General features: G+C 74.1%; 12 protein-coding genes. 11 read left to right on the top strand and 1 reads right to left on the bottom strand.

The window, feature by feature from the left end; all coding sequences use genetic code 11:
• The first annotated feature begins 55 nt into the window (after positions 1 to 55).
• On the top strand, positions 56 to 1,498 hold the full coding sequence (locus ABT369_RS02955; protein WP_350609988.1) for a tyrosine-protein kinase domain-containing protein: 1,443 nt from the start codon (positions 56 to 58) through the stop codon (positions 1,496 to 1,498).
• Here ABT369_RS02955 and ABT369_RS02950 read toward each other — a convergent pair.
• Positions 1,473 to 1,967, bottom strand: coding sequence for an arsenate reductase/protein-tyrosine-phosphatase family protein (locus ABT369_RS02950; protein ID WP_350609987.1), 495 nt, complete (start codon positions 1,965 to 1,967; stop codon positions 1,473 to 1,475). The two genes, ABT369_RS02955 and ABT369_RS02950, sit on opposite strands and share 26 nt — an antisense overlap.
• Before the next feature lie 27 nt (positions 1,968 to 1,994).
• On the opposite strand from ABT369_RS02950, the gene ABT369_RS02945 reads away from it, so the two are divergent.
• From ABT369_RS02945 to ABT369_RS02900, 10 genes are all read left to right on the top strand, one after another.
• Positions 1,995 to 3,125: an aminotransferase class I/II-fold pyridoxal phosphate-dependent enzyme gene (locus ABT369_RS02945; RefSeq protein WP_350609986.1), complete on the top strand. Its 1,131-nt coding sequence runs from the start codon at positions 1,995 to 1,997 to the stop codon at positions 3,123 to 3,125.
• Positions 3,122 to 3,697: a sugar transferase gene (locus ABT369_RS02940; RefSeq protein ID WP_350609985.1), complete on the top strand. Its 576-nt coding sequence runs from the start codon at positions 3,122 to 3,124 to the stop codon at positions 3,695 to 3,697. The genes ABT369_RS02945 and ABT369_RS02940 overlap by 4 nt, the downstream gene beginning before the upstream one ends.
• On the top strand, positions 3,694 to 4,317 hold the full coding sequence (locus tag ABT369_RS02935) for an acetyltransferase (protein ID WP_350609984.1): 624 nt from the start codon (positions 3,694 to 3,696) through the stop codon (positions 4,315 to 4,317). The genes ABT369_RS02940 and ABT369_RS02935 overlap by 4 nt, the downstream gene beginning before the upstream one ends.
• Positions 4,314 to 5,468, top strand: coding sequence for a glycosyltransferase (locus tag ABT369_RS02930; protein WP_350609983.1), 1,155 nt, complete (start codon positions 4,314 to 4,316; stop codon positions 5,466 to 5,468). The genes ABT369_RS02935 and ABT369_RS02930 overlap by 4 nt, the downstream gene beginning before the upstream one ends.
• Positions 5,465 to 6,718 carry a lipopolysaccharide biosynthesis protein gene (locus tag ABT369_RS02925; RefSeq protein ID WP_350609982.1) on the top strand — a complete coding sequence of 418 codons (1,254 nt, stop codon included), beginning with the start codon at positions 5,465 to 5,467 and terminating at the stop codon, positions 6,716 to 6,718. Before ABT369_RS02930 ends, ABT369_RS02925 begins: the two co-directional genes overlap by 4 nt.
• Complete coding sequence (locus tag ABT369_RS02920) at positions 6,708 to 7,937, top strand: O-antigen polymerase (protein ID WP_350609981.1); 1,230 nt, start codon at positions 6,708 to 6,710, stop codon at positions 7,935 to 7,937. Before ABT369_RS02925 ends, ABT369_RS02920 begins: the two co-directional genes overlap by 11 nt.
• Positions 7,922 to 9,130: a glycosyltransferase gene (locus ABT369_RS02915; protein WP_350609980.1), complete on the top strand. Its 1,209-nt coding sequence runs from the start codon at positions 7,922 to 7,924 to the stop codon at positions 9,128 to 9,130. The genes ABT369_RS02920 and ABT369_RS02915 overlap by 16 nt, the downstream gene beginning before the upstream one ends.
• Positions 9,120 to 10,901, top strand: coding sequence for a DUF4012 domain-containing protein (locus tag ABT369_RS02910; RefSeq protein ID WP_350609979.1), 1,782 nt, complete (start codon positions 9,120 to 9,122; stop codon positions 10,899 to 10,901). Before ABT369_RS02915 ends, ABT369_RS02910 begins: the two co-directional genes overlap by 11 nt.
• 58 nt (positions 10,902 to 10,959) lie before the next feature.
• Complete coding sequence (locus tag ABT369_RS02905; protein WP_350609978.1) at positions 10,960 to 11,649, top strand: hypothetical protein; 690 nt, start codon at positions 10,960 to 10,962, stop codon at positions 11,647 to 11,649.
• A gap of 75 nt (positions 11,650 to 11,724) precedes the next feature.
• On the top strand, positions 11,725 to 12,987 hold the full coding sequence (locus tag ABT369_RS02900) for a nucleotide sugar dehydrogenase (RefSeq protein ID WP_350609977.1): 1,263 nt from the start codon (positions 11,725 to 11,727) through the stop codon (positions 12,985 to 12,987).
• The last annotated feature ends 19 nt before the right edge of the window (positions 12,988 to 13,006 follow it).

Here is a 13,006-nt window from a genome sequence, read left to right as displayed (position 1 = left end):
CCCCGGTCGAGATGTCACGCTGTGTTGAGCTAACGGCTACGGGAGGTCATGGCGTATGGAGCTGCGCGACTACGTCAGCGCGGTCCGCAAACGCTGGTGGCTGGTGGCCACGACGGCGTGCCTCGCGCTGGTCGCCGCGGTGGTGGTGACCGCCCAGACGGCGCCGACCTACGCCGCGAGCGTCACCTTCTTCGTGAGCACCCCGAGCAGCGGGGTCACCGACGCCTACCAGGGCGGCCTGTTCTCGCAGCAGCGCGCCCGCTCCTACGTGAACCTCGTCGGCAGCGACCGGCTCGCGACGGCGGTCGCCGCCGACCCGAGCGTCGGCCTCGACGCCGCCGGGGTGCGCCGGCGGATCAGCGCGCGCACGGTACCGGACACGGTGCTACTGGAGGTCACCGTCGTGGACACCGACAGCGCGCGGGCCCTGCGGGTCACCGACGCGGTCGCGACGAAGTTCGCCGCGCTCGTGGCGACGCTGGAGACCCCGCCCGGCGGCACCAACCCGACCGTGCGCGTCGACGTGGTCACCGGGCCCTCGGTCAGTACCGACCCAATCAGCCCCCAACCGGCCCGCAACTTCGCGATCGCGCTCCTGCTCGGCCTGGTCGCGGGCGCCGCCGCCGCGGTGCTGCGGGAGTTGCTGGACAACAGCATCCGCTCGGTCGCGGCGCTGCGGCAGGCCACGAAGAAGGCGATTCTGGCCGCGGTACCGCACGATGCCCACGCCGTCGAGTCGCCCCTGCTCGTCGAGGACGCCGCGTGGTCCCCGCGCGGGGAGGCGATGCGGCACCTGCGCACCAACCTGCAGTTCGTCGACCCGGACCGGCGGGCCCGCTGCGTCGTGGTGACCAGCGCGCTGCCGGACGAGGGAAAGTCCACGATCGCGTGCAACCTGGCGATCGTGCTCGCCGAGGCGGGGCACCGGGTGCTGCTCGTGGACGCGGACGTACGCCGCCCGAAGCTCGCCGAATATCTCGACCTGGAGGGCGCGGTCGGCCTGACCAATGTCCTCGTCGGGCAGGTCGACGTCGACACGGCGGTGCAGCGCTGGGGCGAGCAGGAGCTCTACGTGCTGCCCAGCGGCACGATCCCGCCCAACCCGAGCGAGCTGCTCGGCTCCCAGCAGATGACGCGGCTGCTGGCCGAGGTCAGCGAGGACTTCGAGTACGTCGTGGTGGACACCTCGCCGCTGCTCGTCGTCACCGACGCGGCCGTGGTCGCCAGCCGGGCCGACGGGGCGGTGCTGGTCACGCGGGCCGGGCGGACCACGGTCACCCAGGCCCAGGCGGCCGTCGAGGCGATCGAGGCGGTCTCGGCGCGGCTGTTCGGCTGCGTGCTCAACGGGGCCAAGGGCGGCAACGGGGACGGCTACACCTACGCGTACTACGGCCCCCACGAGGGCGCCCACCGCCCCCAGCGCGCCCTGCCCGCGGCCCCGGCGAAGCCGGTCGACGAGGAGCCCCAGCCGGTCAAGGCCGGAACGCGGGGAGCCTGAGGATGCCCTCGATCGTCGCGGCGCACTCGCGGAAGCCCTCGATCGGGCCGCCGAAGGGATCCTCGAGATCGTCGTCGGCAGGGGTGCCGGGCTGCAGGCGCCCGCGGACCGCGGAGATGTCCCGCAGCGACACCGGCCCGGGCGGCAGCGCCGCGACGTACCGCGCGTACTGCCGCAGCGTGAACGTCCGGCCCGCGGTGGCCGGGGCCATGGTCACGCAGTGCGCGCGCTCGGCCCGCGTCGCGGTCAGCACCAGCGGCGCGGTCAGCAGCAGGGACGACACGACGCGGCGGCTGACGAAGGCCGACGGGTCCGCGCCGTGCTCGCGCAGGACGGTCTCGGCGTGCTCGGGCATCTCGAGGCCCGGCACGGCGTGGGTTCCGGCGCTCGCGGCGTCCAGACCGAGCGCGCGGGCCAGCCGCTCGGCCATCGCGGACCGGCACCGGTTGGCCCGGCAGACGAACAGCATCAGGGCCGACTCCAGCGGGGGTATGTGGTGAACACGCGGATCTTCCTGTCGGCGCCCGACGTCTCGGGTGTCGAGGAGCGCTACCTGGTCAACGCGCTGAGGTCCGGGTGGGTCGCGCCCGTCGGCCCGGATCTCGACGCTTTCGAGGCCGAGGTCGCCCGCCGGTGCGGCACCGCGCACGCCGTCGGGGTCAGCTCCGGCACCGCGGCCCTGCACCTGGCCCTGCTCGCGATCGGCGTCGGGCGGGGCGACGCGGTGATCGTGCCGACGCTCACGTTCGCGGCCACGGCCAACGCGGTCGTCTACACCGGCGCCGAGCCGGTCTTCGTGGACAGCCTGCCGGGCGACGGCAACCTCGACCCGGATCTCACCGCGGCCACCGTCGCCGAGCTGCGGCGCGAGGGCCGGATCGTGAGCGCGATCGTGCCGGTGGACCTGTTCGGCTCGGTCGCCGAGTACGCGTCGCTGACCGACCTCGGGGTGCCCGTGATCGAGGACGCCGCGGAGGCGCTCGGGGCGAGCCGGGACGGGCGGCCGGCGGGCTCCTTCGGCCGGGCGGCCGCGCTGTCGTTCAACGGCAACAAGATCATCACGAGCTCGGGCGGCGGCATGGTCGTCACCGACGACAAGGACCTCGCGGCCCGCTGCCGGCACCTGGCCACCCAGGCCCGGGAACCCGTCGCGCACTACGAGCACCGCGACATCGGCTACAACTACCGCCTGTCGAACCTGCTCGCCGCGCTCGGCCGGGCCCAGCTGTCCCGCCTGGACGAGATGATCGGGCGGCGAAGGGCGCTGCGGGAGCGGTACGCCAAAATCTTCGCGGCAACGGACGGCACCCGGCTGCTGGGTGAGGGCGACACTGGTCATTCCTCGGACGCGAACTGCTGGCTCACCACGCTGATCGTCGAACCCGAGCGGGCCGGCTGGGCCGCCGCCGACCTCGGCGCATGGCTGGCCGCCCGCGACATCGAGACGCGGCCGGTGTGGAAGCCGATGCACGCCCAGCCGGTGTTCCGCGGCCACCGGGCCGCCGTCACCGGCGTCGCCGACCGGCTCTTCGCCACCGGCCTCAACCTGCCCAGCGGCTCCGGGATGCGCGACGACGCCCAGCGGCGGGTCTTCGACGCGATCGGCGACTTCCTGGACGCGCGATGAGGCGCCCGCTCGACCTGCTCGCCGCCTCGGCCGCCGCGCTCGTGCTGGCCCCGGTCATCGTGGCCACCGCGGTCTTCGTCCGCGCCACGCTGGGCGGGCCGGTGCTGTTCCGCCAGGAGCGGGCCGGGCGCCACGGCGAGCCGTTCACGCTGGTCAAGTTCCGCTCGATGCGGGAGGGGCCGGGCTCGGACGCCGAGCGGCTCACGGCGGCCGGGCGGTTCCTGCGCGCGTCCAGCCTCGACGAGCTGCCGGCCCTGTGGAACGTGCTGCGCGGGGACATGAGCCTGATCGGGCCGCGGCCGCTGCCGGTGGCGTACCTCGAGCGTTACTCCGCCGAGCAGCGCCGCCGTCACGACGTGCGCCCCGGGATCACCGGCCTGGCCCAGGTGCGCGGGCGCAACGCGCTGAGCTGGGAGCAGAAGTTCGCCTACGACCTCGAATACGTGCGCAACCAGTCGCTCGGGCTGGACCTGCGCATCCTCGCCGAGACCGTGCGCACGGTGCTGCGCCGTGACGGCATTACCGCGCAGGGGGCGGCCACCGCCCACGAGTTCGAAGGTCTACCGCGATGAAGAACGGTCTGGTCATCGTCGGCTGCGGCGGGCACGGGCGGGAGCTGCTCATGATCGCCCGGGCGGCCGGGATGCCGGTGCGCGGATTCGTCGACGACGGGCCGAGCCAGCGCAACCTCGACCGCATCGCCGCGCTCGGGGTGCCGTTCCTGGGCCCGAGCTCCCGGCTGAGCGACGAGCGGCCCTCGATCGGCTACGTCATCGGCATCGGCGACCCGCGCATCCGCGCGCGCATCGACGACGACCTGCGCCTGCACGGGCTGGCCGCGGCGACCCTGGTGCACCCGGCGGCGACGATCGGCGCCGACGCGGTGCTCGGCGAGGGGTTCGTGGCGTTCCCGGGCGCCCGGGTCACCACCAGCGTCACCATCGGCCGCCACGTGCACCTCAACCAGAACTGCACCGTCGGGCACGACTCGGTGCTGGAGGACTTCGTCCAGGTCAACCCGCTCGCGGCGATCTCCGGCGACTGCCACATCGGCCCGGGGGTGCTCATCGGCACCACCGCGTGCGTGCTGCAGGGGCTGCGGGTGGGCGCGGACGCGACCGTCGGCGCCGGGGCCTGCGTGACCCGGGACGTCGGCGCGAAGACGACCGTCAAGGGGGTACCCGCGAAATGAAGGTGGCTCTGGTCCTCAAGACGGACGAGGGCGGGCGCTGGACCCTGCCGCACGTCGACGAGCTGCGCGAGCGCGGCCACGAGGTGGTCGCGGTGCTGCCCCCGGGGCACGAGGGGCGGCTGCGCAAGGCGCTGCACGACCGGGGCGTCGACGTGGTGCAGTCCGCGTTCGACTTCCGCTTCCGCCCGTCGCCCGCCACCCTGACCGGCCTGCTCGGGCTGCGCCGGCAGCTGCGCGGGATCGACCCGGACGTGCTGCACTACCACCTGTACGCCTCCGCGCTGGCCTGCCGCCTGGCCGCCCTCGGCCTCGACGTGGCCAAGGTGCACATGGTCCCCGGCCCGCTGTTCCTGGAGTCGCCGCTGATCCGGTCGGTGGAGCGCTTCCTGTGCCGGCTCGACGACGTGGTCATCGGCGGCAGCGAGCACATCGCCCGCCTGTACCGCGAGATCGGCCTGGCCGACGAGCGCACCCCGGCGATCCCGTACGGCGTCGACACCGACGATTTCACCCCGCCCTCGCCCGCCTACCGGGCCGCGTCCCGCGAGGCCCTCGGCGCCGGCGACGACACGTTCGTGGTGGGCATGGTCGCCTACGTCTACGCCCCGAAGCGCCTGATCCGCCCCGGCCGCGGCGTGAAGGGCCACGACGTGCTCCTGACCGCCTGGAAGGCGTTCGTGCGGGACCGCCCGGACGCGCGCCTGGTGCTGCTCGGCGGCGGCTTCGACGCGGCCGGCGCGGCGCACAAGCGCGAGCTGCTGGCCCGCTTCGACGTCGCGGGCGACCCGAGCATCGACTGGCACGAGTCCGTCCTCGACGTGCGCGACTGCTATGCGGCCGCGGACCTCAGCGTGAGCCCGTCGCTGTCGGAGAACCACGGCGCCGCGGTCGAGGCCGCGGCCATGGGCGTGCCGAGCATCGTCTCCGACGCCGGCGCGCTGCCGGAGACCGTCGATCCGGCGTCGGGCTGGGTGGTGCCCCGCGACGACCCCCAGGCGCTGCTGGGGGCGCTGCGGGAGGCGTATGCCGACTTCCGCGCCGGCACCCTGGCCCGCCGCGGCGAGCTCGCCCGGGAGCGGGCCGAGCGCCTGTTCGCCCAGCGCCCCGCCGCCCGCGCGGTCGCGGACGTCCTGGAGAACGCCGCGCGATGACGACGACCAGGCACCGCACCAGCCCCGTCAAACGGCCGTCCTTCACGGGCAACCTGGCCTGGAGCGTGGCCGGCAACGGCGGCTACGCGCTGTGCCAGTGGCTCGTGCTCGTGGTGGTCGCCCGGCTGGGCACGCCCGCGATGGTCGGCGACTACGCGCTGGGGCTCGCGATCGGGGCGCCGGTCGTGCTGCTGGCCAACCTGTCGCTGCGCACGGTCCTGGTGACCGACCCGAACGGCGAGCACCCGTTCCGCCGCTACCTGAGCGTCCGGCTGGTCGGCATGGGCGCGGCCATGGGCGTGATCGCGGCGATCGTGATCACCTTCGGCCTGCCCCCGGCCGTCGTACTCCTGGTGGGTGCGGCCAAGGCCTTCGACGGCATCGGCGACATCTACCTGGGCCTGCTCCAGCGCCACCACGACCAGCGCAGCATCGCGGCCGCCCAGCTCGTCAACGGCGGCCTGACCGTCGCGCTGGTCGCCGCCCTGCTCTGGGGCACCAGCAGCGTCGCGTGGGCCGCCGCCGGCTCCGCGGCCGCGTCCGCGCTGACCTGGCTCATGTGCTGCGCGCCGTTCGCGGGCCGCTTCCACAACCGCCCCGACCCGCGCGCCAAGCAGCACACCCACCGCGCCGCGGGCGGGGTCGCCGAGCTGCTGTGGACCGCGCTGCCGCTGGGCCTGGCCTCCGGGCTCTCCTCGCTGACCGTGAACGTGCCGCGGTACGCCCTCGAGCACCGCCTCGGCGCCACCGCGCTCGGCGTGTTCGCCGCGGCCGGGTACCTCGTGCTCACCGGCAACGTGTTCTTCTCCGCGATCGCACAGACCCTGCTGCCCCGCCTGACCGAGCTGCGCGTCAACGGCACCCCGGCCGGCTTCCGCAGCCTGCTGTGGCAATCGCTGCTCGGCGTCGCGGTGGCCGGCGGGCTGGGCGTGTGGGCGGCGTGGCTCTTCGGCTCCGAGCTCCTGCGGCGGCTGTACGGCGAGGAGTACGCCGGTCAGGGCCGGGTGCTCACGGTGCTGACCCTGGCCACCGTGGTCGGCGGCGTCTGCTTCGTGCTCGACGCCGGCCTCTCCGCCGCCCGCCGCTTCACCGGCCAGCTCGCCGTGAACGCGGCCGTGCTCCTCGCCGCCGGGCTGGCCGCGCTGCTGCTGGTGCCCCGCTACGGGGTGCTCGGGGCGGCGTGGGCCACCGCGGCCGCCGCGATCGTGCACTGCGCGCTGAAGTGGGAGGTGCTGCGGCGTGTCCTTTGACCTCGCGGCGCAGCCCTGGTGGTCGGCCGGCCTCGCCGCCCTGGCCGTGCCGGTGCTGCTGTTCGCGGGGGGCCGGCGGGACATGCTGGCCTACCTCGCCGCGTACTTCCTGCTCTTCGGCTTCGGCCCGGTGCTGAGCTACCTGCTCGGCGGCACCATCTACTTCGGCACGAACACGCTGCTCATCGGCCGGGCCGCGCTCGGGCTCCTGCTCGCCTTCGCCGGGGTCGCCGCGGCCGGGCTGCTGCTGCGTCAGCGCCGCGACATCCGCGACCCCATCGAGCAGCTCGAGAAGGGCCGGCGGATGCCGCTCGTGCCCGCGGTGCTGGCGCTGCTGGCGCTGTACGCGCTCGGGGTCCTGGCCTGGGGCGGCCCCGCGTTCCTGGCCGGGAACAAGCTGGACCGCATCGCCGTCGCCGGCCCGTTGCACTACGACTACCTGCTGCTGGAGATGTGCGCCTGCGCGCTGTACTTCATCGCGCAGGAGAGCTCGACCGGCCGCTTCGCCTACCGGGTCAACCTGGGCGCCTACATCGCCTACTGCCTGGCCACCGGCGAGCGCGACTTCGTCTTCGTGCTCTTCGCCCTGGTCCTGCACCGGGAGTTGGTGCGCACCGAGCGCCGGCTGCCGCGCTCGGTGCTGTGGGGCGCCGGGCTGCTGCTCGGCGCGACCGCCCTCTTCGCGCTGCGGGGGAGCGGCACGCCGGGCGGCACGGACGCGAGCGCGATTCTCAACCAGGGCTCGGTGCTGTTCGTCGACACCTGGGTGATGGGGCACGTGCCGTCGACGGAGCCGTACATGCACGGCGCCAGCTACCTGCACGCGCTGGTGAACCTGATCCCGGGCCAGCACCAGACCCCGCTCGCGCAGTGGCTCGTGGACCGGTACGCGCCCGGCAGCGACTCCGGCTACGGGTTCTCGCTCACCGGGGAGGCGTACGCGAACTTCGGGCTGGCCGGCATCCCGGTGCTCTTCGCGCTGCTCACCGCCGTGCACCGCTGGCTCGTCAACCGGGTGGACCGGGCGCCGGTGTACGCCTACGCCAGCATCCTGTTCACGGTCGCCTGGATGTACGGCTTCCGCGGCGAGAGCCAGTCGCTGCTCAAGACGGTCGTCTACGGCGCGGTCTTCTTCGGCGTGATCCGGATGATCTCGGCTCGTGCCCAGGACTCGGCCCGCGCCGACGATGAGGAGCCCCTCGCATGCGTCTCGTCGTGACGACCGAGCAGCGGTACCTGCGCACCCCGGACGGCGCCGTCTGGTCCACGACGGGCGCGCCCAACGACTTCTGGCAGCGCTACCGGGCCGTCTTCGGCGAGGTCCGGGTGGTGGCCCGCTGCGAGGAGAGCCCCGGTCACCCGCCCGGGGCCGGCCGCGTCGACGGCAACGGGGTCGAGGTGTACCCGCTCCCGCACTACGTCGGCCCGGGTCGGTACCTGCTGCGGCTGCCGCGTATCAGGCGCGCGCTGCGGGAGGCCGTGGCGCCCGGCGACGCCGTGCTGCTGCGGGTGCCCTCGGCGATCGGGACGCTCATGAGCAAGCGCCTGCGGGCGGCGCCGTTCGGGCTCGAGGTCGTCGGCGACCCGCACGACGTCTTCGCCCCCGGCGCCTCCCGGCACCCGCTGCGGCCGCTGCTGCGCTGGTGGTTCACGCGCCGCCTGCGCGCCCAGTGCCGGGCCGCGTCCGCGGTCTCCTACGTCACCGAGCGCGCGCTGCAGGCCCGCTACCCGGCCGCGCCCGGCGCCGTCACCGCCGCGTACTCGAGCATCCAGCTCGAGGAGGCCGCGTTCGCCGGGGCGCCCCGGCGGGACACCGGCTCGCCGCGCGTCGCGCTGCGGCTGCTCACCGTCGGCTCGCTGGAGCAGCCGTACAAGGGGATCGACACGCTCATCGAGGCGCTGCCGCTGCTGGCCGGCAACGGCATCGAGGCGAGCCTGGTGCACGTCGGCGACGGCCGGTGCCGGGCCGACCTGGAGCGGCTGGTGCGCGAGCGCCGGCTCGGCGGCCGGGTCTCCTTCGCCGGGGCCGTCCCGCCCGGCGCGCCCGTGCGCCTGTTCCTCGACGACGCCGACCTCTTCGTGCTCCCCTCGCGCACCGAGGGCCTGCCCCGGGCCCTGATCGAGGCGATGGCCCGCGGCCTGCCCGCCGTCGCCTCCGCCGTCGGGGGCGTGCCCGAGCTGCTCGGCGGCGCCCGCCTGGTCCCGCCCGGGGACCCGGCGGCGCTGGCCCGCGCGATCACCGCGCTCGCGGCCGACCCCGCCGCGATGGCCGCCGCCTCGGCCCGCAACCTCGGCCGGGCCCGCGCCTACGCCGCCGAGACCCTCGCCCGAAGGCGCGCGGACTTCTACCGCGCCCTGCGTGTCCTCACCGCCCCCGATCGAGTCGAGGAGGTGGTCAGCGGTGCCGATTGAACAGCTCAAGCGCCTGCTGCGGACCCGGAGACGGCGGATCGTCGCCGGGGCCGTGGTCGTGCTGGTGGTGCTCGCCGGGTTCGGGCTGCGCCTGGCGACGGTGGGCGCGGACGCGGCCGGGCATCTCCAGCGGGCCGCGACGCTGGTCGGGGACCTCGAGGCGCAACTGCGCGCCGGGGACCTGGCCGCGGCCCGGCGCACCACGGCGGATCTGCAACGGCAGACCGGCGCGGCCCGGGCCGACGCGCACGGCCCGAGTTGGTGGCTGGGCAGCCGCCTGCCCGTGGCCGGGGACGATCTCACCGCGGTGGGGGCGGTCGCCGACGCGATCGACGCGCTCGCCCGGGAGGTGCTGCCGCCGCTGCTGGACGCCGCCGACAACATGACCGCCGCCATGGACGGCGACGCCACGCGGCTCACGTCGGTGGCGGGCGCCGCACCGCGGATCGCCGAGGCCGCCACCGTCGCCAAGGCCGCCCGGCACCGGCTCGCCGGGCTCGACCGCGGCGGCCTCAACGCCCGGGTGCGCACCGCGCTGGACCAGGTCGACGCTGGCCTGGACCGGGTCGTGCCGATGCTCGACCCGGCCGCCCAGGCCGCCAAGCTGCTGCCGGCGCTGCTCGGGGCCGACGGGCCGCGGACCTACCTCGTGCTGTTCCAGAACCTCGCCGAGGCCCGCGCCACCGGCGGCATGCCCGGCGCCTTCGCCGTCGTGCAGACCGACCACGGCCGGCTCTCCCTCGTGGAGCAGGGCACCGCGGCCAAGACGCTGCGTGACTTCGACACGCCGGTGCTGCCGCTCGACCCGGACCAGGAGGACCTGTTCACCAACCGGCTCGGCACCTACCCGGCCGACGTGAACCTGACCCCCGACTTCCCGACCGCGGCCGCGCTGATCCGGGAGATGTACCGCCAGCGCTCCGGCCGGGCCGTCGACGGCGTGCTCGCCACCGACCCGGTCGCGCTCGCCTACCTGCTCGGCGCGACCGGCCCGGTGAACCTGCCCGGCGGCGCGCAGCTGACCGGGGCGACGGCGGTGCGGCAGCTGCTGTCCGAGGTGTACCTCAAGATCGCCGCCGAGCCGGACCAGGACGCCTTCTTCGCCGGGGCGGCCAAGGCGGTGCTCGACAAGCTCATGGGCGGGGTGCCGATGAACCGGAGCATCGTGCAGGCCCTGACCCGGGCGACGGACGAGCGGCGGCTGCTGGCCTGGAGCGCGCACCCCGAGGAGCAGGCGGAGATCGCCCGGACCCCGTTCGCGGGCACGCTGCCGGCCGACGACGGCCCCCACCCCACGGTGGGCGTGTTCCTCAACGACGGCACCGGCGCGAAGCTCGGCTACTACCTGACCCACTCGGTCGCGCTGGAGACCGGCCGCTGCCTCGACGACGGCACCCGCCCGCTGCGGCTGACCGTCGAGCTCGGCTCCACCGCGCCCAAGACCGGCCTGCCGCGCAGCGTGCTCGGCCTGAGCCTGGCCGGGGAGGGCGTCCTGCGCACCAACGTGCTCGTCTACGCCCCGACCGGCGGCTCGCCCATCGCGGCGAAGCAGGACGGCACCGAGGTCGACTTCGGCACCGGCTACGAGAAGGGCCGCGAGGTCGCCGTGCTGCCCGTGGACCTCGCGCCGGGGGCGAAGAGCACCCTCGTCGTGGATCTGGTCTCGGGTCCGACGGGGACCAGGGGGGCCGTGGAACCGCGGCTCATCACGACGCCGGGCATCTCGCCGTGGGCCACTCGGTTGCAACCTGGCCCGAGTTGCGAGAAATAGTCCGGTTCACCCCTAATGCGGGTTTACGGTAATTCCCGGGGAGAGGAAAGGGAGAGTCATGCGAGCCCGAACAAGAACGTCGCTGTCAACACTGGCCGGCCTTGCCGGTGCCGTCGTCGCGGCGGCCGTGCTCGGCGCGCCGACCAGCGCTCAGGCCGCCCCGGAGGCTTCATACCCGGCGCCCGCGCCGCAGATCCGGGTGAGCGCCGCGTCGATCTCCGTCGGTGGCGCGGTCCGGCTCCAGGGGCGCAGCTTCGTGGCCGGCGAGCCGATCGGCATCAACGTGCACTACCGCAACGCCGACGGGGAGCCGTGCGATGTCATCATCAACGGCGACCGCCGCGCGGACGACGACGGCCGATTCTCGGCCCGCATCCGGTTCGAGGCGCCCGGATACGCCGTCATCAAGGTGACCGGCAAGCAGTCGCACAAGACGCTCAAGGCCACCGTACGCGTCAAGGACCTCCAGCACTTCAACTGGGGCGGCTGGCCGGACGACATCTTCGACGGCACGCCGCTGGCCTCCAGCCCGGCGCGCGGGCACTGGGACGGCCACGACCGCCCGGTCGGCTTCTACGGGCCGTTCCGCAGCGGCTGGTCGCCGTTCAAGCTCCAGGCGAACGAGACCGCGCTCGCCGCGCCGGAGCAGCACAAGACCTACGGTGCGGACCTGATCCCGGGCATCCTCGGGCTCACCGCGCTGGTGGGCAGCGGCTGGATCTCGTTCCGCCGCCGCCGCACGAACTGACGCTTCTGCAGTACCTCCATGGCCCGTCGGGTGTTGCTCGCCCGGCGGGCCGAGTGCTTCCCGGATAGGATGATCATGGGCAAAGTCGTCATCATCGGGCAGGGGTACGTCGGCCTGCCGCTGGCCATCCGCGCCGTCGAGGCGGGCGACGACGTCGTCGGGCTCGACGTCGACACGGACCGCATCAAGTCGCTCGGCGCCGGGATCTCGTTCGTCGAGGACATCTCCGACGAGCGCCTCGGCCGGGCGCTGGAGACCGGGCGCTACCGCCCGACCGACGACTACGCGGACGCGGCCGGCTTCGACACCTGCGCGATCACCGTGCCCACCCCGCTCACCGACGGGGTGCCCGACATCAGCCACATCGAGCACGCGGCGCTGCAGATCGCGCCGTACCTGCGCCCCGGCTGCACGGTGATCCTCGAGTCGACCACGTATCCGGGCACCACCGAGCAGGTGCTGCGCCCGCTGCTGGAGCACGCCAGCGGGCTGCGCACCCCCGACGACTTCCACCTCGGCTACAGCCCCGAGCGCATCGACCCGGGCAACCCGACGTGGCACCTGGAGAACACGCCGAAGCTCGTGTCCGGCATCGACGAGAGCTCGCTCGCGGCCACGAAGGCGTTCTACGAGCGGTTCGTGGATCGCACGGTACCGGTGTCGGCCCCGCGCACCGCCGAGCTCACGAAGCTCTTCGAGAACACGTTCCGGCACATCAACATCGCGCTGGTCAACGAGCTCGCGATCGTCGCCAACCAACTCGGCGTGGACGTGCGCGAGGCCATCGGCGCGGCCGCGACCAAGCCCTTCGGCTTCATGGCCTTCGACCCCGGCCCCGGCGTCGGCGGGCACTGCCTGCCGATCGACCCCTCCTACCTGTCGTGGCAGGTGAAACGGGAGGTGGGACAGCGGTTCCGATTCATCGAGCTGGCCAACGACGTGAACGAGGGCATGCCCCGCTACGTGGTGCAGCGGCTCACCGCCGGGCTCAACACCCGATTCAAGCCCGTCAACGGCAGCCGGATCCTGCTGCTCGGGCTGGCGTACAAGAGCAACGTCGGCGACCTGCGCGAGTCGCCGGCCCGGGCGGTCGCGGAGCTGCTCGTTGACCTGGGCGCCGACGTGCGCGCGGTCGAGCCGCACGCCCTGCCCCGCGACGTGGGCACCCTCGGCGGGGTGACGCTGGTCGATCTGACCCCGGTCGAGGTGATGGCCGCGGACGTGGTGGTGCTGCTCACCGACCACGACGACTTCGACTACTCGCTCGTCGAGGAGCACGCGCAATACATCTTCGACACCCGCAACCGCTGCCGGGGGCGCGTCGTCGAGCGGTTGTAGGCCTCTCAGGAAAGTTCGA

It is taken from the genome of Dactylosporangium sp. NPDC000244 (assembly GCF_040300725.1).
Lineage (GTDB): Bacteria > Actinomycetota > Actinomycetes > Mycobacteriales > Micromonosporaceae > Dactylosporangium.
Note: the sequence above shows the minus strand (reverse complement) of the source record. Positions and strands in the feature narration are given on the sequence as shown.